This is a genomic window from Bacillus sp. FSL K6-0138 (genome assembly GCF_037982765.1).
Classification (GTDB): domain Bacteria; phylum Bacillota; class Bacilli; order Bacillales; family Bacillaceae; genus Bacillus; species Bacillus glycinifermentans.
The window spans coordinates 2361713-2385886 of the sequence record NZ_CP150286.1 but is presented as its reverse complement, the minus strand read 5'-3'; the positions used below and the strand labels follow the sequence as shown (position 1 = coordinate 2385886).

General features: G+C 46.4%; 25 protein-coding genes and 2 pseudogenes. 5 read left to right on the top strand and 22 right to left on the bottom strand.

All coding sequences use genetic code 11. The features are described from left to right. The first annotated feature begins 459 nt into the window (after positions 1 to 459). Positions 460 to 1167 (top strand): cytochrome c biogenesis protein CcdA, encoded by a 708-nt coding sequence (locus MHB78_RS12605; protein ID WP_046131431.1) that lies wholly within the window; start codon positions 460 to 462, stop codon positions 1165 to 1167. 42 nt (positions 1168 to 1209) lie between these two features. Here MHB78_RS12605 and MHB78_RS12600 read toward each other — a convergent pair whose 3' ends face one another. Genes MHB78_RS12600 through MHB78_RS12590 form a run of 3 tightly spaced genes read right to left on the bottom strand, consistent with a single transcriptional unit; the run spans position 1210 to position 2821 of the window. Then, the gene (locus MHB78_RS12600) at positions 1210 to 1497 is read right to left on the bottom strand and encodes a DUF3817 domain-containing protein (protein WP_046131432.1); all 288 of its coding nucleotides are present in this window, start codon (positions 1495 to 1497) and stop codon (positions 1210 to 1212) included. 32 nt (positions 1498 to 1529) lie between these two features. Next, positions 1530 to 2156 carry an FMN-dependent NADH-azoreductase gene (locus MHB78_RS12595; protein ID WP_046131433.1) on the bottom strand — a complete coding sequence of 209 codons (627 nt, stop codon included), beginning with the start codon at positions 2154 to 2156 and terminating at the stop codon, positions 1530 to 1532. Positions 2157 to 2206: 50 nt separating this feature from the next. Beyond that, the gene (locus MHB78_RS12590) at positions 2207 to 2821 is read right to left on the bottom strand and encodes a superoxide dismutase (protein ID WP_046131434.1); all 615 of its coding nucleotides are present in this window, start codon (positions 2819 to 2821) and stop codon (positions 2207 to 2209) included. 206 nt (positions 2822 to 3027) lie between these two features. Between MHB78_RS12590 and MHB78_RS12585 the strand changes: the two genes are divergently transcribed. Next, entirely contained in the window at positions 3028 to 3675 is a 648-nt protein-coding gene (locus MHB78_RS12585; protein WP_046131435.1) for a metalloregulator ArsR/SmtB family transcription factor, read from the top strand. A gap of 37 nt (positions 3676 to 3712) precedes the next feature. Here the strand turns inward: MHB78_RS12585 and MHB78_RS12580 are convergent, their stop codons facing one another. The 6 genes and pseudogenes from MHB78_RS12580 to MHB78_RS12555 form a co-directional block, all read right to left on the bottom strand. Beyond that, positions 3713 to 4366, bottom strand: a complete 654-nt coding sequence (locus MHB78_RS12580; RefSeq protein WP_046131436.1) for an ABC-2 transporter permease — start codon at positions 4364 to 4366, stop codon at positions 3713 to 3715. After that, a complete protein-coding gene (locus tag MHB78_RS12575) occupies positions 4350 to 5228 on the bottom strand; it encodes an ABC transporter ATP-binding protein (protein WP_046131437.1) in 879 nt (292 codons plus the stop codon). Before MHB78_RS12575 ends, MHB78_RS12580 begins: the two co-directional genes overlap by 17 nt. Positions 5229 to 5230: 2 nt before the next feature. Further along, positions 5231 to 5605, bottom strand: a complete 375-nt coding sequence (locus MHB78_RS12570; protein WP_046131438.1) for a GntR family transcriptional regulator — start codon at positions 5603 to 5605, stop codon at positions 5231 to 5233. A gap of 123 nt (positions 5606 to 5728) precedes the next feature. Further along, positions 5729 to 6148, bottom strand: a complete 420-nt coding sequence (locus tag MHB78_RS12565; protein ID WP_046131439.1) for a VOC family protein — start codon at positions 6146 to 6148, stop codon at positions 5729 to 5731. Between the two features lie 360 nt (positions 6149 to 6508). Beyond that, a pseudogene (locus tag MHB78_RS12560) lies at positions 6509 to 6666 on the bottom strand (arsenate reductase); the annotation flags it as partial. Between the two features lies 1 nt (position 6667). Beyond that, positions 6668 to 7957, bottom strand: coding sequence for an arsenical efflux pump membrane protein ArsB (locus tag MHB78_RS12555; RefSeq protein ID WP_046131440.1), 1290 nt, complete (start codon positions 7955 to 7957; stop codon positions 6668 to 6670). 85 nt (positions 7958 to 8042) lie between these two features. Here MHB78_RS12555 and MHB78_RS12550 point away from each other — a divergent pair, with 85 nt between their 5' ends. Further along, a complete protein-coding gene (locus MHB78_RS12550) occupies positions 8043 to 8279 on the top strand; it encodes a hypothetical protein (RefSeq protein ID WP_128748167.1) in 237 nt (78 codons plus the stop codon). Here the strand turns inward: MHB78_RS12550 and MHB78_RS12545 are convergent. Further along, on the bottom strand, positions 8271 to 8732 hold the full coding sequence (locus MHB78_RS12545; protein ID WP_128748169.1) for a hypothetical protein: 462 nt from the start codon (positions 8730 to 8732) through the stop codon (positions 8271 to 8273). The genes MHB78_RS12550 and MHB78_RS12545 overlap by 9 nt on opposite strands. On the opposite strand from MHB78_RS12545, the gene MHB78_RS12540 reads away from it, so the two are divergent. Next, positions 8697 to 9422: an endonuclease/exonuclease/phosphatase family protein gene (locus MHB78_RS12540; protein WP_046131443.1), complete on the top strand. Its 726-nt coding sequence runs from the start codon at positions 8697 to 8699 to the stop codon at positions 9420 to 9422. The two genes, MHB78_RS12545 and MHB78_RS12540, sit on opposite strands and share 36 nt — an antisense overlap. 28 nt (positions 9423 to 9450) lie before the next feature. Here MHB78_RS12540 and MHB78_RS12535 read toward each other — a convergent pair whose 3' ends face one another. The 11 genes and pseudogenes from MHB78_RS12535 to MHB78_RS12485 all read right to left on the bottom strand — a co-directional run bounded on the left by MHB78_RS12535 (position 9451) and on the right by MHB78_RS12485 (position 21829). Further along, a complete protein-coding gene (locus MHB78_RS12535; protein ID WP_046131444.1) occupies positions 9451 to 10314 on the bottom strand; it encodes a RhaT/GlcU family sugar-proton symporter in 864 nt (287 codons plus the stop codon). 99 nt (positions 10315 to 10413) lie between these two features. Then, entirely contained in the window at positions 10414 to 11550 is a 1137-nt protein-coding gene (locus MHB78_RS12530; RefSeq protein WP_046131484.1) for an erythromycin esterase family protein, read from the bottom strand. 85 nt (positions 11551 to 11635) lie between these two features. Then, a pseudogene (locus MHB78_RS12525) lies at positions 11636 to 12778 on the bottom strand (family 10 glycosylhydrolase); the annotation flags it as partial. A 133-nt stretch (positions 12779 to 12911) separates the two neighbouring features. After that, on the bottom strand, positions 12912 to 14111 hold the full coding sequence (locus MHB78_RS12520; RefSeq protein ID WP_046131446.1) for an oligoribonuclease: 1200 nt from the start codon (positions 14109 to 14111) through the stop codon (positions 12912 to 12914). 96 nt (positions 14112 to 14207) lie between these two features. Then, positions 14208 to 14975, bottom strand: coding sequence for a pyruvate formate-lyase-activating protein (gene pflA / locus MHB78_RS12515; RefSeq protein WP_046131447.1), 768 nt, complete (start codon positions 14973 to 14975; stop codon positions 14208 to 14210). Between the two features lie 57 nt (positions 14976 to 15032). Then, the gene (gene pflB, locus MHB78_RS12510) at positions 15033 to 17279 is read right to left on the bottom strand and encodes a formate C-acetyltransferase (RefSeq protein WP_301207959.1); all 2247 of its coding nucleotides are present in this window, start codon (positions 17277 to 17279) and stop codon (positions 15033 to 15035) included. A gap of 262 nt (positions 17280 to 17541) precedes the next feature. After that, entirely contained in the window at positions 17542 to 17679 is a 138-nt protein-coding gene (locus tag MHB78_RS12505) for a hypothetical protein (RefSeq protein WP_164918160.1), read from the bottom strand. Positions 17680 to 17969: 290 nt separating this feature from the next. Then, the gene (gene dacB, locus MHB78_RS12500; protein WP_046131450.1) at positions 17970 to 19454 is read right to left on the bottom strand and encodes a D-alanyl-D-alanine carboxypeptidase/D-alanyl-D-alanine-endopeptidase; all 1485 of its coding nucleotides are present in this window, start codon (positions 19452 to 19454) and stop codon (positions 17970 to 17972) included. 162 nt (positions 19455 to 19616) lie between these two features. Continuing rightward, on the bottom strand, positions 19617 to 20795 hold the full coding sequence (locus MHB78_RS12495) for an NAD(P)/FAD-dependent oxidoreductase (protein WP_046131451.1): 1179 nt from the start codon (positions 20793 to 20795) through the stop codon (positions 19617 to 19619). A gap of 42 nt (positions 20796 to 20837) precedes the next feature. Continuing rightward, the gene (locus MHB78_RS12490; protein WP_046131452.1) at positions 20838 to 21260 is read right to left on the bottom strand and encodes a DUF1641 domain-containing protein; all 423 of its coding nucleotides are present in this window, start codon (positions 21258 to 21260) and stop codon (positions 20838 to 20840) included. A gap of 338 nt (positions 21261 to 21598) precedes the next feature. Further along, positions 21599 to 21829 (bottom strand): excisionase family DNA-binding protein, encoded by a 231-nt coding sequence (locus MHB78_RS12485; protein WP_046131453.1) that lies wholly within the window; start codon positions 21827 to 21829, stop codon positions 21599 to 21601. Between the two features lie 98 nt (positions 21830 to 21927). Between MHB78_RS12485 and MHB78_RS12480 the strand changes: the two genes are divergently transcribed. After that, the gene (locus MHB78_RS12480; protein ID WP_046131454.1) at positions 21928 to 22155 is read left to right on the top strand and encodes a hypothetical protein; all 228 of its coding nucleotides are present in this window, start codon (positions 21928 to 21930) and stop codon (positions 22153 to 22155) included. Between the two features lie 75 nt (positions 22156 to 22230). On the opposite strand, the gene MHB78_RS12475 is transcribed toward MHB78_RS12480, so the two are convergent. Beyond that, positions 22231 to 24174, bottom strand: coding sequence for an AMP-binding protein (locus tag MHB78_RS12475; RefSeq protein ID WP_046131455.1), 1944 nt, complete (start codon positions 24172 to 24174; stop codon positions 22231 to 22233).

The following is a 24174-nucleotide window of genomic DNA, read 5'->3' as shown; positions in this document are numbered from 1 at the left end:
ATTAGGAATCTAGGACTAGAAATTTCTATACGACCAAAAAAAGCGGTGTGCAGCCACACCCCCTTTAGAAATCCGGCTCCAAGCCGCCGGATTTTGGTTGTTGAATAGCTTTTATCCCTGCCCCGCATAGCGGAATGCCGATTTTTTCGTCATAATCAAAAAAGAACCGTCAATGTGACGGCCCTCCTTTTGTTCCCGGATGTTTTGAAGTATTTCATAGTACAACTCCCCCTACAATGAGTATGATTGCACATCACATGAGCGTGTTGGGCGGATCATTCCAAAAAAAGTTACTGTACCGTCAGGATGGCTTTGTGTCAATTCCAATACAATATGTACAGAAAATTCATTCGCTTCTAATAAGCTCCTCCCTTTTTCTTTTGTATATTATTGTAGACGACCCACTATTTGGAATGTTATCATTACTGTAGTTTACTGCGGTTTTAAGGAGATGATCAAATGCAAAGCGTAACGATATGGCTCGCGTTCGGCGCAGGGTTCTTATCGTTCATTTCCCCGTGCTGTCTGCCGTTGTACCCCTCTTTTATTTCTTACATTACGGGCTTTTCTGTAAGCGATTTAAAAAGCAGGCAGACAAAAGGCGTCAATCAAACGGTGCTGCTTCATGCGGCTTCTTTTTTGATCGGTTTTTCGTTGATTTTTTATATTATCGGCTTTTCGGCCAGCTCTGTCGGATTGATTTTTTCTGAATATAAAAACCTGATCAGGATGCTTGGCGGGATTTTTATTTGTTTAATGGGCTTGTTTTTATTGGGGGTTTTTCAGCCGGCATTCATGTTGAAGGAGAGAAGGTTTTCGTTTAGAAAAGGAAAAATCGGCGTGTTGAACTCCATACTTGTCGGAATTATTTTTGCGGCCGGCTGGACGCCGTGTATCGGTCCCATTTTCGGAACGATTGCGTACGCCAACTTCACGAATCCCGATCCGGCCCGGACGCTTATGCTTGTGACGGCCTATTCGTTGGGATTTGCGATTCCGTTTTTAGTGATGGCGTTTTTCATCGGAAAGGTAAAATTCTTTACAAAATACTCGCATGTGTTGATGAAAATCGGCGGAGGAATGCTCGTTTTTATCGGAATCCTCTTGTATACGAATCAAATCGTATGGATTAATATATGGTTTTCCGATCTTACGAATCTATTTTAAAACAAAAAAGGATCTCCTCAGGAGATCTTTTTTGCAGGACGTTCACTGCTTTTTCCGCAAACGGGCATCGAGAACAAACGTACCGAACGGCAAGAGCGATGCCATGAAAGCTCCGAGAACGCTGAGAAACGCCCAGCGGTGACGGAACCAGACAATAACGAGCATCAGCACAAACAGGAGAAACAATACGCCGTGTATCATGCCGAAGCTCTGAACAAGGCCTGAATAACCGGCAAAGTATTTAAACGGCATCGCGATAAAGAGCAATGCCAAATAGGATATTCCTTCAATAATACCGATGATCCGCAGGAGCTTGATGGATGTTGTCATGAATGGAAACCTGCTTTCGACTGTGAATTTTATTAAAAATTAACGGCCGCAGCTTCTGCTTTTTTCAATCCATCTTCGATGATTTGTTCGGCCCGGTCTGGGAATTGGTTGTGTCCTTCGATAATGACGGTTGTCAAATCTTCTACGCCCCAGAAATGCATAATGTTATTCACGTAGTTAACGGCCATTTCCGTTGATTGGGCAGGCCCTTCTGAGTAGACGCCCCCTCTGGCATTAAGAAGCGCCACTTTTTTGTCGCGAATCAGCCCGACAGGTCCTTCCGGCGTATACTTGAAGGTCTTGCCGGCTTGTGAAAGGTAATCAAGGTATGTGTGAAGCACGGACGGAACGCTGAAATTCCAAAGCGGAAATGCGAAAACGGCTTTATCGGCTGCAAGAAATTGATCTAAATACTTCTGTACCAGCCCGGCTGCTTCTTTTTCGGCATCTGTCATGTCGATGCCCTTTGCCAGTTTAAACATACCGTTAATCTTATCCATATCATAATAAGGCAGATTTTCTTTGAATAAATCGAGTTCCGTGATTTGATCTTCGGGATGTGACGCCTTGTATCTGTTTAAAAACGCCTCATACAGTTTTACGCTGACCGCCTGTTCGGCCGGACGCGGGTTTGCTTTAATAAATAAAACATTTGCCATTTTAAAAATACCTCCGCTGTAACTAAAAACTTTGATTTTAGGGAATTGCCTTATCCGCGGGCAGCTTGATAATATTTGTTGACTGCTTCCCAGTTCACGACATTGAAGAAAGCGGAAATGTAGTCAGGCCGCTTATTTTGATATTTTAGATAGTATGCATGTTCCCACACATCAAGTCCGAGAACCGGTTTTTGGCCTTCCATGAGCGGGCTGTCCTGATTAGGCGTAGAGGTAATCGCCAAGCGGTCTTTATCGACAACGAGCCAAGCCCATCCGGAGCCGAAGCGTCCGGCCGCTGCTTTCGCAAATTCTTCTTTAAATTGATCAAAGCTTCCAAACGTTTGATTGATCGCTTCTGCAATCTCTCCGGCAGGCGCGCCGCCTCCGTTTGGAGAAAGGATATTCCAAAACAGGCTGTGGTTTGCATGCCCTCCCCCGTTGTTGCGGACGGCGGTACGGATCTCAGCCGGTACTGCATCAAGGTTTGCAATCAGCTCTTCAACCGATTTACCTGCCAGTTCATCGCGTCCTTCCAAAGCAGCGTTTAAATTGTTTACATATGTTGCATGGTGACGCCCGTGGTGAATCTTCATCGTTTCTTCATCAATATTAGGCTCAAGAGCGCTGTGAGAATAAGGTAATGCCGGAAGTTCATATTTTGACATGTTATGTCCTCCTCATATGTATAAATTATGTTATGAACCTATTATAAAATCATTTTCTAAACTTTTTCAACTATAAAGTTTAGAAAGTTTTTTTCCGTCCCTCCCCTTTTATTGAAGAAGCCGTTTTCAGCAGACGGTTTTGTTTCTTTTTCTAAAATATGATAAACTTAATTGTTCAAAAAACTTTCAAAAAGGCGGGTGATCAAATGGATTCCAGGCTCTCAACAAAAGATAAAATACTTGAACTGTTAAAAAAAGAGAAAAGCATGACCGTCAGTCAGCTTTCAAAACGTTTAGGAATAACCGAAATGGCCGTCAGAAAACATCTGAATATGTTAGAGCGGGATTCACTTCTCACCGTCAGCGAAGTGAAGCAGCCGATGGGACGCCCGCTTCAGGTCTTTGCGCTGTCTTCTAAAGCTGATGAGCTTTTTCCGAAAAACTACGAAAATATGACGGTTGAATTTCTTCACGATCTAAAAGAATTGCACGGTGAAGACATCATCGATTATCTGTTGGAAAAAAGAAGCGAGCGGCAAAAAAACAGCTACTTGCCTAATATGCATGGCAAAACCGCGGCAGAAAAGATTGAAAAGCTTACAGAGATCCAAAACGGAAAAGGCTATATGGCCGACGTTACAAAAATAGATGATGACACGTACGAAATCGTTGAACATAACTGCCCTATCTTCGCCGTGGCCAAAAAGTTTAAAAAGGCCTGCGCCTGCGAAACAGAGATGTTTAAGAAAGTGCTTGGCGCCGATCAGGTGGAAAGGATGACTTGCAGGGCCGACAACGGCGACCATTGCCGGTTTTTTGTGAAGTTTAACAAGAAGAAATCGCTTAACGTGTAACAACCGCCGGCTGGCAAACCGGCGGTTGTTACGTTTTTTAAAATTCTCTTTTATTGTAAAAGTGCAAGGAGACGGCGTATGAAAGAAACAGGATCGCAAGCAGGCAAACGGCCAGCAGCAAGATCGCCACGGGTTCGGATGCATTGCCTAAAAAATCTGTGATACTTTGATTCCAGGACACTTGCCCGCTGTTTGCAAATTTAGATAATCCCGATCCTCCGAATATGAAAACGAAAAAGATCACCATATTCGCCATTTTTGATTTTAGATAGCCGTATTTGAAAATCAGCGGAAACGAGATGGAACAAAATAAGGTAACGGCAGTGACAGCACCCATGATTCCGATAAAAGTAAACGAAATGTTAAGCGGAGCTTGTACAAGCTTGACGATCAAATAGATGACGCCGTAGATCAGGATGGCAAACGCCGCATACACATAGATTGATGCGTATTTTGACAAAACGATCGTGCTTTTTTTGATCGGAAGGCTGATGAGGATTTTGTCGCTGTTATTTTTATCCTCCAGGGCGCTTGCCCCCAATGCCAATTGGTAAGTGATCGCCAACACGCTGACCAAAAAACCGACGTGCCCGATATTAGAGAGGGTAATAGAAAAAAAGGCCATCAACAAGATCGATAATTTTAACGATTTTTTTTGCATCAAAAGGTCTTTTTTAATAAGATGATACACTTTGATCACTCCTGCCGGTGGAAAACACCATAATATCTTCCAATGTCGGTTTTTCAATGATGACTGAATCCCCGAATCGCTGAACGACTTCCCGCTTATCTTTGGCAAGGGCTTCAAATCCGAAGCTGTTTTTCTTTAAGCCGATCAATACGTCTTCATGGCCCGCATCAAGCTTGTCGTGATGGCCTTTGACGATGCAGTACTCCTCTAAAAGCTCATCCTTCGCCTTGCTTAACACGATCTCGCCGTTTTGGATGAATGTAATAAAATCGGCAACTTTCTCCAGGTCAGATGTAATGTGGGTCGAAAAGAAAATCGACTTGTTTTCGTCCTGCAGCAATGTTTGCAACACATCCAGCAGCTCAGATCTGACGAGAGGATCAAGTCCTGAAGTCGGTTCGTCCATGATCAATAGATCGGCATGATGCGAAAGTGCGATAGCCAACGAAAACTTCATCTTCATCCCCTTTGACAAATCTTTGATCCGCCTTTTTAAAGGAAGGCGAAAGTCTTTAGCGTATTGCTGAAAAACGGCTTCATCCCACCTCGCGTAAAACGGGCTGACGATCCCTTTCATTTCCTCAATGGTCAGTTCTTCATAAAAATGATTTTCGTCATAGACAAAGCCGATTCTCTGTTTGATGTCAAGTTGGTGCCGCTCATGATCAAGGCCGAAAATGCTGATGTCGCCGCTGTCTTTTTTGATGATGTTCATGATCAGTTTGATCGTCGTACTTTTACCCGCTCCATTCGGTCCGATAAAGCCCATGATGTAGCCTTTTTGCAGGGTAATGCTTACATTTTTCAAAGAGAAATCTTGATAGCTTTTCGACACATTTTTTATTTCCAGTATGTTGCTCATTGTTACCACCCTTCATATATCAGCTTGAGCATGTCTTGCAGTTCCTTCAAAGACAAGCCGACAAGCTTGGCTTCATTGATTGCTTCGGTCATTTTTTCTTCGATCAGTTTCACTTTCGTCTCCCGCAGCATCTCCGTGTTGATGGCTGCGACATACGATCCTTTTCCGGCCACGGTGACGATGAATCCTTCTTTCTCCAGCTCGTCATAGGCCCGTTTTGTCGTAATCACGCTGATTTTCAGCTCTTTGGCCAGGCTTCTGATCGATGGGAGCGGCTGTGATTCCGCGAGCTCCCCCTTGACGATATGCTCCTTTAATTGGTTTACGATCTGCAAATAAATCGGTTCATCTGATGTGTTTGAAATCAAAATATTCAAGCATAACATCCCTCAATTCGTTATAACTGTATATATACAATATAAACAGTTATAACAGATCTGTCAATTGTTGATTTTCAGGCAAAACAAAAACCCACCTTTCATCGATGGGTTTGTACTTTGCTATTCGATTTCCCACTGAGGGTTCCAGACGACTTCCCACAAATGGCCGTCAGGGTCCTGGAAATACCCCGAATAGCCGCCCCAAAACGTATCATGCGGCGGGACTGTTATGACGGCGCCTGCTGTCTTTGCCTGTTGCATGACTTCGTCGACTTCTGCTTTGCTTCCAACATTATGTCCGATCGTGAATTCGGTCGGGCTTGGCATTGTCTTGTTAAGGTTCGTATCATATGCAATATCCTTCCGGTTCCAAACGGCGAGCTTAAGGCCCGGCTGTAAGTCGAAAAAAGCAACGGCACCGTGTTCAAACTCCTCGCCGACGATGCCGTCTGACGGAAGCCCCAATCCATCCCGGTAGAAATGAAGCGCCTTTTCTACATCATCTACTCCCAGTGTAATGACCGTGATTCGCGGTTTCAAAATATAACCTCCCCAGCATGTAACATTCTTTATATTTTTAACACATAGTACTTCATAACCTTCAACGATGCTCATAAAGATTATAGAACATTCGTTCTTGTTATTCAACTGTCATGATATAAAAAGGACAACCGCCTTAATCTCTTGAAATCGTGCAAAAGCGGAATTTATGGAGAATTCATGTTATCAATTGCGGAATCCGAAGAACGGTTTGCTATTTTACATGAGCGGGTCAGGAAAACGGCATGAAGTCAGTCCCGTTTAACCTTGCTCGGACCGATTTTAAAGCAGCTAGGTTGAAAAATAAAATAAAAATTACCATAGAGCAATAAAAAAGCCGATGGTTAAAATCGACTTTTTTCAGATCACGGATTCCCCTGTTTCCGCAAAACGTTTCACCCGTTCTCCGATTTCTTCCTCACACGCTGGAAGAATGCCCATTTCTTCTCATCTGTTCCTTTAGCTCTTGTCGGATCATCAAAGCCCCAATGTTCGCGCCTGACATGCGGCGGAGTCATCTTAGTGAATGATCAATAGCCAGATATAAAGCCCGACAAGGGTGATAAAAAGCGTCGGGATCGTCAGGATGATGCCTGTTTTGAAGTAGGTTCCCCAAGAGATTTTCACGCCTTTCATAGAAAGGACATGAAGCCATAAAAACGTCGCTAATGAGCCGATCGGCGTTATTTTCGGCCCGAGATCGGAGCCGATGACATTGGCGTAGATCAGTGCTTCCCTCATGATTCCGTGGGTTTCGGTATGCTGAATGGAAAGCGCGTCAATCATCACGGTCGGCATATTATTCATAACTGATGACAGAAAAGCGGCGATAAATCCCATTCCGATCGTTCCGGCAAACAGCCCTTGACCGGCTGCAGCTTGAATGATACATGCAAGAATTTCCGTTAAGCCTGCATTTTTTAATCCGTATACGACGACATACATCCCGACCGAGAAAAAAACGATCGCCCAGGGGGCTCCTTTCAGAACTTGCTTTGTGCGGACAGCTGGGCTCTTTTTCGCAGCGATTAAGAAAAAGATGGCTGTCGCGCCGGCGATAATTGATACATGAATGGAAAACAGCTCGCTGATGAAATAGCCGAATAAAAGGATGGCTAATATGAACCATGACAAACGGAATATGCTTTGATCTTTGATTGCCTCCCCTGGTTGTTTCAGATGCGTTGCGTCATAATGCCGCGGTATGCTCTTTCTGAAAAATATATAAAGTACGGTGATGCTCGCAAGCAGTGAAAACACGTTTGGAATCACCATTCTTGCCGCATATTCGATAAAGCCGATGTGAAAGAAATCGGACGACACGATGTTGACAAGGTTGCTGACAACGAGCGGAAGCGATGTGGTATCGGCAATAAACCCGCCCGCGATAATAAACGGAAACACGAGTTTTTCCGGAAAATTCAAAGCGCGCACCATCGATAGAACGATCGGCGTCAAAATTAACGCGGCTCCGTCATTGGCGAATAATGCGGCGACAATGGCACCTAAACCGGAAACATATACAAACATGCGAATCCCGTTTCCTTCCGCCGCCTTCGCCATATGTAATGCCCCCCACTCGAAAAATCCGATTTCATCGAGAATAAGTGAAATTATGATGATTGCCACAAAGGTTAATGTCGCATTCCAGACGATCGCGGTTACGTTTAGTACATCCTGAAAATCAACGACCCCGGCGATGATCGCCAGTACTGCCCCGCCGCACGCCGACCAGCCGATTGATAAATTGTTCGGCTGCCATATGACGAATGTAAGCGTCAGCAGAAATATGATAACAGCTAAAAACATGGTCACTTTTATCCCCCGCCTTCTTCACAGCGTATATATAAGCATATGTCCAAATGCGGCAAAACGGGTGCTCCGCAGCCCAAAAATGGCGGAGCTTTCCCCCGCCTATCTGCATGATACCGTTTTGCTTTTCTTTTTAGTGGCTGTATGTCGTCATCATCTAATTGGCCGAGAACGGCCGCCGCTGATTCACGCTCTGGAAAATCGTCGCGGAGAGAATAAAAAGCCGCTGCTCTCGGCGCTCTTCCTTGATCATGGCCGCGATTTGCGAGAATCGAGCTTTATCCGTCCGGCCATGGCATCTCCTCCTCATTTAAAATAACCAAGGAATCATTCTTTGTTTTATGGCATAGAATTTGCCGCAAAGTCGATAACGAATGATGCCAAGTGTAAAACGATTACCATGACCGTTGAGGAAAGAACGAGCTTTTTGAAGATAGAGGAAAATGCCCCCTTTTTCAGCAATGTGAAGTACACGATGCAGATGACCGCCCCCGCTAAGATCGACCCGTTCCAGCAGAGAAGTCCCAGTTCCGTATACAGATCCTTCTAATCGAACAGCCAAAAATACAGCACCCCGATCTGAATGATCATCAAAAGTGTCGTGAAAAGCGTCATAATAATTTTGTACAACATAATCCCTCCGCCTAAGATTATACGATGCTTTCGAACTGTCCGAAAATAATTTGCCGGGTTCAGAGGCAAAATATTTGTAATCTATCGAACAGGCGGGATATGAATGGATATCAGCATCATGACGTTTAATATTCACCATGGCAAGGGCACCGATCAGCGCCTTGATTTGCAAAGGATTGCCGAGTTGATCGCTGAGAGCGGCGCTGATATTATCGGCCTTAATGAAGTCGATCGGCACTTTTTGAAAAGAAGCCGGTATGAAGATCAAATCAGCCGGCTCGCAAAAGAGCTGGGGATGGAGCATGCCTACAGCCCGTCCGTTTCATTACGTTCAAAAGGTTCCCAGTTAAAAAGGCAATATGGAAATGCCCTTTTGTCGCGATTTCCGATTGTGGACGAACAGCATCATCTGTTCAATTTTGTCCCGGGGCTGATTGAAGGAAGATCATTGCTCGAAACAGCCATTGACATCGACGGGCGGCTCCTTTATGTGTTTGTGACGCATTTGAGCTTGCACCCCTCTCTCCATCGAAAGCAGACCGGCTATATCACAGGCAGGCTTCAGAAGCTTGAAAAGCCGGCGATTGTATTGGGGGACTGGAATATGAAGCCCCGTTCAAGAGGCTGGAAAAAAGTCACAGGAGTGCTTCGCGATGTGTGGGAAGATGCCGGGGACGGTGCGGGTTTCACTTACCCGTCGCACCGTCCGAAAAAACGGCTCGATTACATTTTTGCAAGTCCCTCTCTTCATGTGACCGCTGCCGGAGTTGTCACCAAGAGCCCCGAAGCCTCTGATCATCTGCCGCTTACGGCTATGGTTACGATATAAAAAAAGGACGGCCGATGCGCCGTCCTTTTTATGCCTTTGCGATTCCTAACATTACGCCGGCAATGACGATCAGGATGATCCCGATGACGATCCCGACCATCTGGCGCTTTGTCTTTTTTTCACCAAGGATAATAATTCCGCCGAGTGTCGAAATGATGATCCCCATTTGCGATAATGAAAAGCTTGTCGCCACGCCGACCCGCGGCTGGGAAATGAATAAAAACAAATTTCCCGCCGCCCAGACTAAACCTGGAATAATGTTTTTGATTACGTAGAAATTAAAGGGATGGTGCCTGAATGTGAAAAGCAATCCTCCTGCCACCATCCCGATGGCTTGAGGAAAAAGAGCGGCCCAGCCGCTGACATGAAAGAACCGAGCCACGACGACATACACAAGGTAACCTAATGTCGAAATGAGCAAGATCACAATCCCTTTTTTCATGTCTCCGTTTTTTTCCTCATGGTTGTCCTGGCTCCGGCGGTCTTCCAATGACGTCAACACGACGCCGACGATGATGAAAATCAGCGCCAGCACGCCGAGAACGATCGAGACCGTCGTCGCCCATTCGTGGAACACGAGAACGCCGAACAAGGAGGTGGATACGAGTTGAAGCCCGGTTGAGATCGGCATCGTTTTTGAAACGCCGATCAGCTTAATGCTTTTCAGCTGGTTCACCTGGCCAAGCGCCCAAAATACGCCTGAAATGATACCGACTGCAAAAATGCGCGGCGATAAGTCGGGTTGGACGAAAAAATAGACACCGATGGAAAAAACCAATGCGCCGATCGTCGTTCCGAGCACTTGGCTGTACGGTCCTCCGCCTAATTTGACGTTAAACAATACGATGCTGCCCCAAAAGATTGCGGGTAAAATGGCTAAGAAAATATCCATGTCAAGTAAACCTTTCTTTTTTTGTCTTTATCTATTAAGGTTTACTGCAAACACGATTTTTAATCCAAAAAAATCCCGAATTTTAGAATTCGGGAATGCTTATTTGACTTGTTCGTTTATTGTTACCGGATGCACGTTTTTGAAGAATAATATCCCGTCATATTGCCGCGCCGGGACAAACGATGTGCGCAGACCGCCTCCTTCAAACGCTCTATACTTTTTCTGTCCCCATTCATGGCTGCAGCGCACAAACGAATTTTGATAAGGCGAATGGCTGAGCAGCCATTCCATATGCTTATGACTCATTTTTTTTATCGGATAATCGCGGCCGCTGTAATCTCCCATCCTTCCTTCTTTTGCATACAACCCGATCACAAAACTCTTTTCTTTCATCAATGGCGGGAGATTCTCGGCAAATGAGCGGTACCGGGACAAACGGCTGGCACTGCTCTGTTTTTTGATATGAAGGTTGTGCGCCCAAATGACGAACTTATCAGCGGGATAGATGTGTGTTGATAAAAATTCCAGGTTTTTTGCCATTAATTCGTCCCGGTATTCAAACAATTTGGAGAAGCTTTTTTGAAAGTTGGCCTTGACGTAATTCAGCCTGTTCTCAATCGTCTGCATCACGACCTTATGCAGCATTGCCGAAGGAAACGTTTGTTTTTCAAGTCCTTCGATTAATTCTTTTCCCATTTTGGCGGTTTCTTCGGCCGTTTTTCGAAAGCGCCATTTGAATATTCCATTCTTGTCAAGCAGCTCATTTGCAAGGCGGTCAAAGTCGATGTACTGCTGTCGGATCCGTCCTGTCAAATACTTCTCCAAAAAGGAGGAAAAGTGCTTTTTCCTGCTCTGTTGGACGTCAATACCTGTTAAGTGAAGCCCCTCTGATTCCTTCAGCTCACGGAACAATTCGAGGACAAACTGGTTGTGCCAGATCTTCCCGATGGAGCCGCGCATAAACTCTTCGGCGCTGTATTCAGAGGAAAAAAAGTCACCGATTGTGCAATCTCCCAATTCGCTTTCAAACGCAACAACATTGAACCCCATCTCCCGATGCAGAAAGCGGATGAGGCTGATTTTAGCCGTGATGTATTCTTTGACGCAATGTCCGCTTTCACCGAGAAATACAAATCTTTTGTCTTTCAAAATCGGTTTTAAGGAGTCAAAATGATATTCATCTTCACCACCTATATCGATGCTGCGATCCCTGATTTCAGCAGTTATGCGATCCATATTTCTATCAGCTCCGGCCTTTTTTGTTCCTTTCTTTAATTCGCCGGACGGGGTCTTGATTCCTCTCCGTTTCCGTTCAGTTTTTGGAAGTCTCAAGCCACGGCATGCCGGGAATCAGCGCGGGAGCGTGATACAGGTCGCCCGTCAGCCTGTCTTTGACGCCGAGCGGGTTGCGGTTTAGATCCTTCAGGCTGAAATGAATGCTTCCTAAAACATTCGAGGCGCGGTTTAAGGCGATCTGTCTCGGGTATTCTTCAGGGTCTGACCAGGCCGGATCAGAATTGTTGTTGATTTTATAGGCCGCTTGTCCAATGTATAAATGCACGGGGCGATTGGCCACTTCATTCTTCCACCAGGCAACCAGAATATCGTAGGACGCGGGGGCAAAACCGATGCTCCAATAGATTTGCGGAGCGATATAATCGATATATCCTTTTTGAATCCATTCTCTCGTATCCGCATAAAGGTCGTCATAGTTGGTCATTCCGGCGGTTGTGTCCGAGCCTGAAGGATCCTTCGCCTTGTTCCGCCAGACGCCGAACGGACTGATGCCGAATTTGACGGCCGGTTTTTCTTTTTTGATGGCGGCGTTGATTTGTTTGACGAGCTGGTTGACATTGTCCCGCCGCCAATCCTCAATGTCGGTGAAACGGTCTTTGCCGTATTTCTCATACGTTTCAGAATCAGGGAACTCCTCTCCGGCTATTTTATACGGATAGAAATAGTCGTCCATGTGAACGGCGTCAATCTCATAGTTTTTGACGACTTCTTCGATTCCTTCGACGATAAAGTCCTGCGCTTCGGGAATGCCGGGATTGTAAAACAGCTGGCTGCCGTAACGGACGACCCATTCCGGGTGCTTTCTCGCCGGATGATCTGCCGCGAGCCTGTTCAAATCGGTATGATTCATCGTGATTCGATAAGGGTTAAACCATGCATGGAATTCAAGGTTCTTTCGGTGGGCTTCTTCAAGCAAAAAGGCGAGCGGGTCGTATCCGGGATCTTTTCCTTGGACGCCTGTTAAATACTCTGACCAAGGTCCGTATGCAGAAGGATAAAAAGCGTCGGCCGTCGGTTTGATTTGAACGACGACTGCGTTCATGCCCATCTCTGTCACATCATTCAAGAGCTTCAGGTACTCTTCTTTTTGCTGTTCCGCGGCAAGGCCCTTTCGCGAAGGCCAGTCGATGTTTGTGACTGTGGCGATCCATACCGCCCTGAATTCCTTTGCTTGGCAGTTTTCAGAACTCATGTTCATGAGCATCCTCCCTTTTTTTGAAAAATCAGAACTTTCTGTTATTATATGTCAAAAAGACGGTTTTGTATATGATAACGATGACAGGCTAAGACATGTTAATGTCTTAGCCTGTCGTATTGAGATGCTCTTTGACACGCTGCATCAGAAATCGGACAAATGTCTCATCCCGAACCAGCCATGCCGCATAATTTCTTTTGATAAACCGTTCCGCCTCTTCAAACGAAGCGAATGTTTCGTTTTGTGTGACCCCGTTTAATTGAATGCTCCAGCCGTCTTCAGCCGAAAAGAGGTAAAATTGGTCTTCTTCCCTGTTTTCATAAAGGGAGCCGTATTCAGATTCTTTCAAGTTATATATGTTTTTGAAAGCATCGGCTTTGATCGGTTCCACCGGAAACGGCTCTTGCACGAACAGCCTGAACGCTTCGTCTGTCAACGGGCAGCCGGCTGCTTTAGCATGGCCTCCGCCGCCGAAAGTGCCGGCGATTTCAGAGACGTCTGTTTCATCATGAATGGTCCGGAGGCTCGCTTTTTTGCCGCCCATATTTAAAATGGCGATGTAATCAAGATGGGGAAATTCTTTTCCGAGTTCGTTGCCGACCTCTGAATGGTAGCTTTCGGCATGGACGATTCCGACACAATGCCCATGGATGAAAGTTTGTACGATTTCCCGCCTTTTCCTGCGAATGTACCGTTCAATCTTTTCTTCTTCCATATCGAGGATCTTTTCCTCGAATTCGTCAAAGGAAAATTCGTCATTTTCTTTCAGGCGACGGATCATTTTTTCTTCAAATTCGTCAATGGACACCATGAAAAACAAGTCGTTCAGCCGTTTCGCCTCAAGAACGCCCGCTTCCTCCCATTCCCATGTATCATATAGCCGGACGAGCTCGACAAATTGGTCCATTGCTTTCGTTTTCTCGATCAGGCCGTTCTCTGCTAAATATTCATAAAAAAGAGAAGTGGCCGATGCGAGCCTTCCGTCTTCATATTCGACTTTCACAAGGCCCCACGGGTATTCGTTCAAATGCAGCGCTGTTTTATGATGGTCGATGAGTTTGACCTTTCCGCCCGCTTCGGCGTATTCATTCAGTTTGTTTTCATTTTCCTGATGGACGGATAAGTCCGTGATGAACAAGCCGCCCTGTTTTCGCTTGTCTTTCGCCCGATCTAAAAATCTTTCGACTTGGATGTCCAGTCCCGTGACCGAATTGTAGCGAACCTCCACCTGTTCGCCGAAGGCCGTCTTTGCGACGATTCCGCATCCGACTCCGTCTAAGTCGTTATGAGAATACAAATGATACATCATGCTATCCACCCTGCTTTATGAATTTGTGCCGTTTAAATTATGCTTTCGCCCGGCTTCTCACATCTGTTTTACTATTATTAAAAACGAATGCTTTTATGCAAGCGTTTCAGTAAACGGGTGTCTGTGATTCAAGTGAGCGGTTAAGCATTTGTATGCATGTTTAACCCGTTCTTCGGCAGGGGGTTCGATTCCTTTTAAAGGATACTCAAGGCCGAGCGCTTCCCACTTATAGACGCCGAGTTCATGATATGGGAGAACCTCCACCTTTTCGACATTCGAAAGTCCGCCGATAAACGTTCCGAGATCGTTTAAATCTTCGTCAATATCTGTGATCCCCGGAACGAGAACGTGGCGAATCCAGACAGGGATGCGGCGTTCGCTGAGAAATGTCGCGAAATCGAGGATGTGGTCATTCGGCATTCCGGTCAGTTCCAGATGCTTTTTGCGGTTGATTTGTTTAAGATCGAGCAAAACAAGATCGGTATATTGCATCAATTCGCTGATCTGTTCCTGAAACGCCGGTGCTTTTGAATAACATCCCCCTGAAGAATCAAGCGCCGTATGAATGCCTTGTTGTTTGCACGCCTTGAACAATTCTGTCAAAAAGGGAAGCTGTAAAAGCGGTTCTCCTCCGCTGACCGTGATTCCGCCGCCGGAAGACGCCATATACGGGAGGTATGAGAGAACGTCATCGACGATTTCGGAAACGGATATTTCCCGTCCCGCTCCGATTTCCCATGTATCTGCATTATGGCAAAATTGGCAGCGCAATAAACATCCTTGCATAAAAACGACATATCGAATCCCAGGACCATCGACGGTACCGAATGTTTCAATCGAATGGATGCGTCCGTTCATCATGAAGATCCCCCCTTGTGATGGGAGCGCAGCGAAAAGGGCGCTCCGCCTAATTTTAAGTTACATTGATTCGTGGAACGTACGGCTGATCACGTCCAATTGCTGTTCTTTTGTCAGCTTAATGAAGTTGACCGCATAGCCTGATACGCGAATGGTTAACTGCGGATACTCTTCCGGATGCTCCATCGCATCAAGCAAGGTTTCCCTGTTGAATACGTTGACATTTAAGTGATGCCCCGCTTTTTTGGCATACCCGTCAAGTATGCTCGCTAAATGGACGGCCCGGCTTGCATCGTCCTTGCCGAGAGCCTTCGGAACGATCGAGAATGTATTCGAAATTCCGTCCATCGCATAGCTGTAAGGCAGTTTTGCGACCGATGAAAGGGAAGCAAGCGTACCTTTTGTGTCGCGTCCGTGCATCGGATTTGCTCCAGGGGCAAACGGCTCTCCTGCCCGGCGGCCGTCAGGCGTATTTCCCGTTTTCTTCCCGTAGACGACGTTTGATGTAATCGTTAAGATGGACATCGTCGGAAGCGACTGGCGGTATGTTTGATGTTTGCGCAGCTTCTTCATAAATGTTTCAACAATCTCGACAGCAATCTTGTCCACGCGGTCATCGTTGTTTCCGTATTTAGGGAAATCGCCTTCTGTTTCAAAATCAACGGCGATGCCGTTTTCATCCCGGATCACTTTTACTTTTGCATGTTTGATAGCGCTTAACGAATCGGCCACAACGCTCAACCCTGCAATGCCTGTTGCCATTGTACGGAGAATATCGGTGTCATGAAGCGCCATTTCGATTCGTTCATAAGAGTATTTGTCGTGCATGTAATGGATGACATTCAGCGTGTTAATATACAGCCCTGCAAGCCACTCCATCGTTTGGTCAAACTTATGCATCACTTCTTCGTAGTCCAGAACGTCTGATGTGACAGGCGGCATTTCCGGTCCGACTTGAATCTTATGCTTTTCGTCTTTTCCGCCGTTAATTGCGTATAGAAGCGCTTTCGCCAAGTTGGCGCGTGCTCCGAAAAACTGCATTTGTTTGCCGATTTCCATCGCCGATACGCAGCATGCGATACCGTAATCATCACCGTATTCGGGACGCATAATGTCATCGTTTTCATACTGGATCGAGCTCGTTTTAATGGACATGCTTGCACAATATTGTTTAAACCGTTCAGGCAGTCTGACAGACCAAAGCACGGTTAGGTTAGGTTCGGGTGCAGGCCCCAGATTATCAAGCGTGTGAAGAAAACGGAAAGAGTTCTTCGTAACAAGAGGACGTCCGTCATGAGCCATTCCGCCGATCGATTCGGTTACCCACGTCGGGTCGCCGCTGAACAATTCGTTGTAATCCGGGGTCCGGGCGAATTTGACTAAGCGCAGCTTCATGACGAAATGGTCGACAAGTTCTTGAGCTTCCTGCTCTGTCAGTACCCCGTTCTGCAAATCCCTGTCAATGTATATATCCAGGAAAGTCGAGACGCGGCCAAGGCTCATCGCCGCTCCGTTTTGTTCTTTGATGGCAGCTAAATATGCAAAGTACAGCCATTGAAACGCTTCCTTTGCGTTTGAAGCCGGCTCTGAAATATCGAAGCCGTAGCGGGCTGCCATATCTTTTAATTCGTGCAGGGCCCGAATCTGCTCGGTCAGCTCTTCACGCAGCCTGATGTTTTCTTCAGTCATCAGCTTGGAAGTGGCGGCTGCATCTTTTTTCTTTTCATTGATTAAGAAATCGACGCCGTAAAGTGCGACCCGCCGGTAGTCTCCGATGATCCGGCCGCGCCCGTATGCATCCGGAAGCCCGGTAATGATGCCGACTTTACGGGCAAGCTTCATTTCATCTGTGTACGCGTCAAATACACCCTGGTTGTGAGTTTTCCGGTAATCCGTAAAAATTCGTTCTACTTCCTGATCTAATTCAAAACCGTAAGACTCACATGCCTGCTTTGCCATGCGGATTCCGCCGAAAGGCTGAAGAGAACGCTTAAACGGCGCATCTGTCTGAACGCCGACGACTTTCTCCAGATCTTGATTCAGATACCCCGGTCCGTGCGAGGTAATCGTTGATACGATTTCCGTATCCATATCGAGAACCCCGCCGTTTTCGCGCTCTTTTTTCGACAATTCCATCACTTGATCCCACAATGCGGTTGTTGCTTCGGTTGGAGGCTGCAGAAACGATTCGTCACCTTCATAAGGCTGAAAGTTGTTCAAAATGAAATCCCGCACGTTTACTTCTTTTTGCCATACATTTGTGGTGAAGCCTTTCCATTGTTCCATGTTATCCACCTCTTTTATCATTCGATTTGTATAACAGATGCTACATTTTTATCTTATGTTGGGTAGAACAGTTTTGAATGTGAAAAAAGTCACACATTATGTGAAGTTATGAACAAAGTTCTTAGAACATACACAAATTGAAGATGGCAAGCTGAGGGCAAGAAATTCAACATTTCATCTGTATTATAATAATAGTTAGATAACGACTATCTGTTATACAAGAGAATTCTTCCGGTGGAAAACAAAAAACCCTCCGACTCTAAAGCGGCGGGCTTATCTCACATTATTCATAAAACGTCACATTCACATATTTTCCAGAGTGGTCTACTACATGACATTCATCGGGAGAAAAGTAGTCACCGACGTATTCGTCTTCATTGCTCCCCGGATCATCTTCATGAAAAAGCCGGCGCTTGACCATAGGCAGACTAAAATCTCCCCCCGGGGGAATAGACCGGCTTGCTGCAGTAAATATACGTATACGTGCCAAACTTTTCGCATTCGCCGGCTCCTTCCTCCTTTTAAATCTATTGGTGTTAAATCATATGAATGTTAATGGTATCTGCCCGGGGACGAAGAAAAATAATGATATCTTTCACTTTTCGTTTTGCGATTCAAAAGGAGGCACGGAATCTTATAAAATGCGAAGATGTTGGCTTTTGAAAAAAATCGGGCCGTCCCGGAACAGCCCGGGAGCAAGGGAAGGTGATGTCATTGGCCGGCCAACCGTTCGGCGATCTTGTCTTCGATCTCTTTTCCTTTTTCTTCGTCCAACAGCTGGTTTAAGATAATTGAGAAAATCAACGTTTTCCCGCTTTTCGTTTCAACATAGCCGGATAAAGAACTGACGGTCGAAAGAGAGCCCGTTTTCGCTTTGACTTTGCCTTTGAGCTCTGGGTTTTTCATCCGGTTGCGCAATGTTCCGCCAACCATTCTGTCGCTTTCGCCGGAAACCGGCAGTGAACGAAGATAAGAGGAAAACCATGGTTCATCCTGTACGGAATACAGCAGGTTTGTAATCTGATGTGCGGTGATGAGATTGATATGGGAGATGCCTGAACCGTCTCTCAGAAGGACGTTGTCCGGATCAATTGAAAAACCGGGAAGCTTTTCATGTAAAACCTCAAGCCCTTTCTCCCAGCTTCCTTCTTTTTTGACCGCCCTCCCCATTTCCTTGACCAGCGTTTCGGCATGGCCGTTGTTGCTGAGCTTCATAAAAGGCACGATCAGTTCCGAAAGCGGCATCGATCGGCGGACTGCGATGCGCCGCGCATTTTTCGGGGTGGTTGCGGTTTTTGCTTTTCCAAGCACTTGAATGCCTTTCCGGTCGAGCGCCTGTTTAAACAAATCAAGCGCATAGCCCGCAGGCTCCCAAACCGAAACCCATTCCCTTGCTCTTGATGCTTCCTTTGGAATCGTTCCTTTGATTTGGATCGTATTTGTGCCGTGTTCCCGTTCGATTGTGATGTCTTTTTCCCCGTTTGCCGGTACGGTTTTTGCATGATTGACGATCTTCACATACCCCGTTTTCGGGGAGACCGTCACCGCCGGTTTGTCGCCGCTTTTTCGGCCGGGTGTGACATCGACGATGACCGTGCCGGCATCATAGTCTTCATTCGGTGACGCGGTAAGAGCGGAAACCTGTGCGCCGTAATATGTATGTTCATCGCTCCAGGATACGTCCGTCGAATAGCGGACATCGTCATACCAGGAATCATCCCCGATCAGATTTCCCCGAATCCGCTTAATGCCTTTTTGGCTGAGAGCTTCGGCCATCTGATCAAAATCGGCCGGGAGCAGCGTAGGGTCGCCTTTCCCTTTTAAATAAAGGTTTCCTTTTAAGGTTCTCCCTTTCACCGCACCGTCAGCCAGCACCTCTGTTGCAAACGTATGATCCCCGCCTAGCACAGAAAGCGCAGCTGCAGCTGTCAGAAGCTTGAGACTCGATGCGGGTCTCAGCCGGACGTCCCCCATATGGCTGTAGACGACTTCTCCGGTTTCGGCGGATCTGACGCTGATTCCGGCAAGCGCCCCCTGCAAGGCGGGCTCTTCTTTTAAAAGCCGGTCAAGCTCAGCGGACAGCCCGTCTTTATTTTCTGCAGCAACGGCGGCGGGCTCTTCCGGATTGAGGCGGGAGAAGAGCGCCAATACGGCAATCATCATGATGCACAAGCTGATCTTAATGGTCTTGTTCATGTATTTTCTCCCCTTTAGGCATGTTTTAATACTTTATTTCAAAAAGGGGCCGGATATACCCTTTTCAAGGGCCTAATTTCAAAATATTTCATTTTCCCGTCAAATTTAGGGCATAAAAAAACGCTACTTATAGTTTACACTATAAGTAGCGCTGGAATTTTATCAGTATGCCAGGCTGAACAGACCTTTAATGTGGCTTAGGTAGCGGACATTGCTCGCTTCTTTCATCAGGGAAGCAGGCAGACCTTTCAAGGCTGTTGAGTTGGCGCCGATGATGGCAACCGCGTCTTTGCGGCCAAGGCTTGCAAGCGTGCCTGAGTTAACAGGGCTGAACGTTTCCAATGATTTGTTTTCTAAGTATGCATACAGGTTGTATCCGATCAGTTCGCCCATTTGCCATGCAATTTGCGCTGTCGGCGGGTATGGACGGCCGTCTGGACCAAAGACAACGGCGCTGTCTCCGGCAACGAACACGTCTTCATGTGATGTAGACTGAAGGAATTCGTTTACAGTCGCGCGTCCGCGGTTGACTTCAAGACCTGATTCGCCGACAAGCGGGTTTCCTTGTACGCCGCCGGTCCAAACAAATGTGTTGGCAACCACTTTTGATCCGTCTTTCAGATCAATGACATTACCTTCTACATTTGTAACAGGTAGACCTGTTAAGAATTCAACGCCGCGTTTTTCAAGGCTTGCAGTAGCGCGTTCGATAAGATCGTCCGGAAGAACAGGAAGGATTTTCGGACCTGCTTCAACCAGTTTCAATTTGATTTCTTTAGGGTCTACGCCGTATTTTCTCGCAAGGTTCGGCATGATGTCAGCAAGCTCGCCTACAAGCTCAACGCCTGTTAAACCGCCGCCGCCGATCAGGATCGTTGCATCAGCTTCATTTTTTGTTTTGGAGTACTCACGCACGCGTTCTTCAACATGCTTAAAGATTTTGTTCGCGTCGTTTGCCGATTTCAGTACCATGCTGTTTTCTTCAAGGCCAGGAATGCCGAAGTAAGCCGTTACAGAACCAAGGCCGACAACGAGTGCATCGTATGTTAACGTTGTGCCGTCTGATAGAGCCACTTCTTTTTTATCAACGGAAAAAGAGTTTACTTTTGCAATTTTAAGGTCGATGTCTTTTCCTTTGAAAAGCTTTGCAAGCGGCATTGCGATCGCTTGTTCTGATACGTTTCCTGCCGCAAGACGATGCAGTTCCGTAATGATTTGGTGAGTCGGGTATTGGTTGACCACCGTAACTTTTGCTTCTTCTTTAGTGTAATGTTTGCGCACTGTTAAAGCAGAAAGTAAACCGCCGTAACCAGCGCCTAGAATGACAATATGTTTTGACATCATGAATCCTCCGTCCTTATTCTAAATATATTCTGAAGGTGGTTATTTTTGTTTTTCGCGTTCTGACATGATTTGCAGGTAGCTTTGGACAAAGCGGAACAGTTTTTGAGCCTGCGGATCTTTCAGCATTCTCAAGAGGCCGAACAGTCCGATCACTTCGTTGCTTTCGTCGGCGCGGTCTTTAGCTTCAATCGCTGTCGCCGCTACTTCTTTCACCGTATCTTTTACCGGCTCAAGAATTTCTGTAATGGCTCCTACAGTATCGCTTTTTAATACTTCATCAGTTGCTACGGATTGTGCGAAATCATAAGACTTCGTCAAAATGTTCACCAGTTCAGTCAGCTTTGGAAGCTGGTCGACTAGGACAGTCAAAGACTCCTGCACTTCAGGCTTTAACAGCTGATCAATAAGATCACGTTGGCTTTGACTAACAGATTCGTTTGTTTGATCGATTGTTTCCGGCATAACCAATTCTCCTTTACAATAAGCAATGTGCTATTTTTTGAAGGCAGTTTTTTGGTTTCGGTTTGTGAATTTATGCACAAACAAATCCGCAAAGAAGAACTGCCAAGTGTGTTTGTCTTGCTTTTTCAGCAATGGAACTGAAAAACTTGCAATCTCAAAACACGATGTATATTTTACTATTAAATAATAACATTTTTTGAACAAAAAATGAACGCGATTGTTTAGGAAATGAGATAAAATCGTCTAAAACTTGTTTTAAGTGACTTTTTTCATCCCTTTCATTTCCTGAATTGTGACTTATTCATCAGTTTTAGTTTACATAATGTTTTTATGGTATGCTAATCCTCGTCCTTTACATCGGGATCTTCCGGGATCGGTTCATTGAGAATCGCTTCGACGAGTTCTTTATATTTTTCCATCTGTTCCAAATGTGTGCTGAATTGTTCTTTGTTGATTAAAAATTGCCGTCCGTCGTGAACGGCTCTGATCTTCTTTTCCCTGATGAGCTGTTCAATATACGCCTCTGACAGCGACAAGTATTCTGCTGTTTCTTTTATCGTTACATACATCTTCCTCTGCTCCTTTTCCGTCCAAATTAGGCGAACAATGAGATTTCTGCCTTCATAAAATAAGGTACATAAGTTTAGATGATGGAGGCACATTTACTATGTATTCAAAATGGAATTCTGAAACGCCTTACCCGCCCGCTGCCTCACAGCTGCCGCCGGGTCAAAGCCCGCAGCAGATGACTGAAAGACTGAAAAACCTGGAGGATCAAATGGCATTGCTGATCAAGCTGATGGAAAGCAACAATCAGCTGCTGCGTTCCATTGAGGAACAGCAAAACCGCGTCTGTACATCGGGCGGCGGCGGATCGGTCATTGTCCGTATGTAGACCTTATCTGTGATCAAAATAAAAGAGGAAGGAATTGATCCTTCTTCTTTTTGTCCTTTTGAAGTATACTACATTTTAAAGACCGGAAAGCCGGGCGATTTCATGGTAGGCTTCAGGGTTTTCAAGCGTCGATAAATCGCCTGAAGGTTCGTTTAAATAAGCCGCCCGAATGAGCCTTCTCATCACTTTTGCATTTCTTGTCTTCGGCAGGTCGCTGACGAAATACACCGCTTTTGGCTTAACCGCCTTACCCAGCGTTTTTCCTGCAAATGTCAATAAATCGGCTTTCAATTTTTCCGAAGGGCGCACATCTCCTCTTAAAACGGCGAAGCAGACGACAGCCTGGCCTTTCAGATTATCAGGAACACCGATCACCCCGGCTTCGGCCACAGCCGGATGGCTGACGAAAACAGTTTCGATTTCCGCCGGTCCGATCCTTTTGCCGGCAACATTGATGACATCATCCGAACGGCCGCTGATCGTCCAGTACCCTTCCCCATCCTTCATTGCCCAGTCGCCGTGCACCCACACATCAGGCCAGCGGCTCCAGTAAGCTTTTTCATATCGGTCAGGCTCCTTCCAAAAGCCGTTTGTCATTCCGACCCAAGGCTTTGTCAGGACAAGCTCCCCGACTTCTCCGACGGTTTCGGCCCCATGTTCATTGTAGACGTTGGCGGCCATCCCCGGAAGAGGCGAGTTAAAGGTCATCGGCGTGATCGGCAAAATCGGTACATTGCCCAAGATCCCGCCGGCGATTTCCGTTCCGCCCGAATAATTAAAAATCGGCAGCTTCCCTTTTCCGGCATGGCGGAAAAGCCACATCCACGGTTCATAGTTCCACGGCTCGCCCGTTGAACCGATGGCTTTCAGGCTGTCCAGATTATACGCTTTCCGAAAATCTTCGCCATATAGCATCATGGTGCGGATCAGGGTCGGGGAGATGCCGAGGTGCGTGACGCGGTGCCGGCTGACGAGCTCCCACAGTCTGTCAGGCTCAGGGAAATCCGGGGCTCCGTCGTATAATAAAACGGCAGCTCCGTTGATGAGACCGCCGAATATTAAAAACGGCCCCATCATCCACCCCATATCCGTATACCAGAAAAAGCGGTCACCATGCTTGACATCCATGCCGAATCCGGCATCAAACGCTGCTTTAATCGGAAAACCGGAATGGGTATGAACGGCGCCTTTCGGCTGCCCTGTCGTACCTGATGTGTAAAGGACCATCAGCGTTTCAGAACTCTCCATCTGTTCTGTCTTTTCATAAGGTTCCTGTTTCATTAATTCGTCCCAATCCACGTCCCTTGTTTCGTTCCAAGGCGAAGCAGTATCGTGGAGACGGCAGACGACGACTTTTTCGACGGAAGGAGAACGGTCTGCGGCCTCATCCGCTTCTTTTTTCATATCGATCACGTTTCCCCTTCTTTTAAACGAGTTGGCGGTGACGAGCATTTTTGCTTCTGCGGCGCGCAATCTCGCAGCTGCGGCATGGGCTCCGTAGCCTGAAAAAATCGGCGAAAATATCGCTCCGATTTTAGCGGCAGCCATCATGGCGATGACAGCCTCGGGGGTCATCGGCATGTAAATTGCGATCACATCCCCTTTCGAGATGCCCTGATGTTTAAAGCCTTGGGCCGCACGCGCGATTTTTTCATGTAATGAGGAAAATGAGAGATGCCCCGTTCTCCCGTCTTCTCTTTCCCAAATGATGGCCGTTTTTTCGGCTGTTTCCTTTTGGCCGGCCCATTTTTCGACTGCATTGTATACGGCATTTAAGCGGCCGCCGGAAAACCATTTCGGCCACTTGATGCCTCCTTCCGTGTTTAATGCCTGATCGTACCTGTGAAACCAGGAGATGCCGAGGGCTTTTTCGGCTTCCTCCCAAAACCAGGCGATATCGTCTGTGCTCGCTTTCAAAAAATCGGCATAGTCTGAAAAACCGAGCGACTTCATCCATTGAAACAGCCGGGTTGATTTGATATATTCCGGATCAGGATGCCAAACCGCTTTTTCAGTCAT

Bases quoted from the DNA above. Each gene is read 5' to 3' on its own strand.
- MHB78_RS12505 (WP_164918160.1), bottom strand. From the start codon at position 17,679: ATGGTCAAGCGCCGGCTTTTTCATGAAGATGATCCGGGGAGCAATGAA.
- MHB78_RS12535 (WP_046131444.1), bottom strand. From the start codon at position 10,314: ATGGATATTTTCTTAGCCATTTTACCCGCAATCTTTTGGGGCAGCATC.
- MHB78_RS12475 (WP_046131455.1), bottom strand. From the start codon at position 24,174: ATGACTGAAAAAGCGGTTTGGCATCCTGATCCGGAATATATCAAATCA.
- MHB78_RS12520 (WP_046131446.1), bottom strand. From the start codon at position 14,111: ATGTATCATTTGTATTCTCATAACGACTTAGACGGAGTCGGATGCGGA.
- MHB78_RS12490 (WP_046131452.1), bottom strand. From the start codon at position 21,260: ATGCCGGAAACAATCGATCAAACAAACGAATCTGTTAGTCAAAGCCAA.
- pflB (WP_301207959.1), bottom strand. From the start codon at position 17,279: ATGATAAAAGAGGTGGATAACATGGAACAATGGAAAGGCTTCACCACA.
- MHB78_RS12485 (WP_046131453.1), bottom strand. From the start codon at position 21,829: ATGTATGTAACGATAAAAGAAACAGCAGAATACTTGTCGCTGTCAGAG.
- MHB78_RS12595 (WP_046131433.1), bottom strand. From the start codon at position 2,156: ATGGCAAATGTTTTATTTATTAAAGCAAACCCGCGTCCGGCCGAACAG.
- MHB78_RS12575 (WP_046131437.1), bottom strand. From the start codon at position 5,228: ATGAGCAACATACTGGAAATAAAAAATGTGTCGAAAAGCTATCAAGAT.
- MHB78_RS12545 (WP_128748169.1), bottom strand. From the start codon at position 8,732: ATGGTGAATATTAAACGTCATGATGCTGATATCCATTCATATCCCGCC.
- MHB78_RS12590 (WP_046131434.1), bottom strand. From the start codon at position 2,821: ATGTCAAAATATGAACTTCCGGCATTACCTTATTCTCACAGCGCTCTT.
- MHB78_RS12605 (WP_046131431.1), top strand. From the start codon at position 460: ATGCAAAGCGTAACGATATGGCTCGCGTTCGGCGCAGGGTTCTTATCG.
- MHB78_RS12585 (WP_046131435.1), top strand. From the start codon at position 3,028: ATGGATTCCAGGCTCTCAACAAAAGATAAAATACTTGAACTGTTAAAA.
- MHB78_RS12480 (WP_046131454.1), top strand. From the start codon at position 21,928: ATGTATTCAAAATGGAATTCTGAAACGCCTTACCCGCCCGCTGCCTCA.
- pflA (WP_046131447.1), bottom strand. From the start codon at position 14,975: ATGATGAACGGACGCATCCATTCGATTGAAACATTCGGTACCGTCGAT.
- MHB78_RS12600 (WP_046131432.1), bottom strand. From the start codon at position 1,497: ATGACAACATCCATCAAGCTCCTGCGGATCATCGGTATTATTGAAGGA.
- MHB78_RS12550 (WP_128748167.1), top strand. From the start codon at position 8,043: ATGGCGGAGCTTTCCCCCGCCTATCTGCATGATACCGTTTTGCTTTTC.
- dacB (WP_046131450.1), bottom strand. From the start codon at position 19,454: ATGAACAAGACCATTAAGATCAGCTTGTGCATCATGATGATTGCCGTA.
- MHB78_RS12530 (WP_046131484.1), bottom strand. From the start codon at position 11,550: ATGGATCGCATAACTGCTGAAATCAGGGATCGCAGCATCGATATAGGT.
- MHB78_RS12540 (WP_046131443.1), top strand. From the start codon at position 8,697: ATGGATATCAGCATCATGACGTTTAATATTCACCATGGCAAGGGCACC.
- MHB78_RS12495 (WP_046131451.1), bottom strand. From the start codon at position 20,795: ATGTCAAAACATATTGTCATTCTAGGCGCTGGTTACGGCGGTTTACTT.
- MHB78_RS12555 (WP_046131440.1), bottom strand. From the start codon at position 7,957: ATGTTTTTAGCTGTTATCATATTTCTGCTGACGCTTACATTCGTCATA.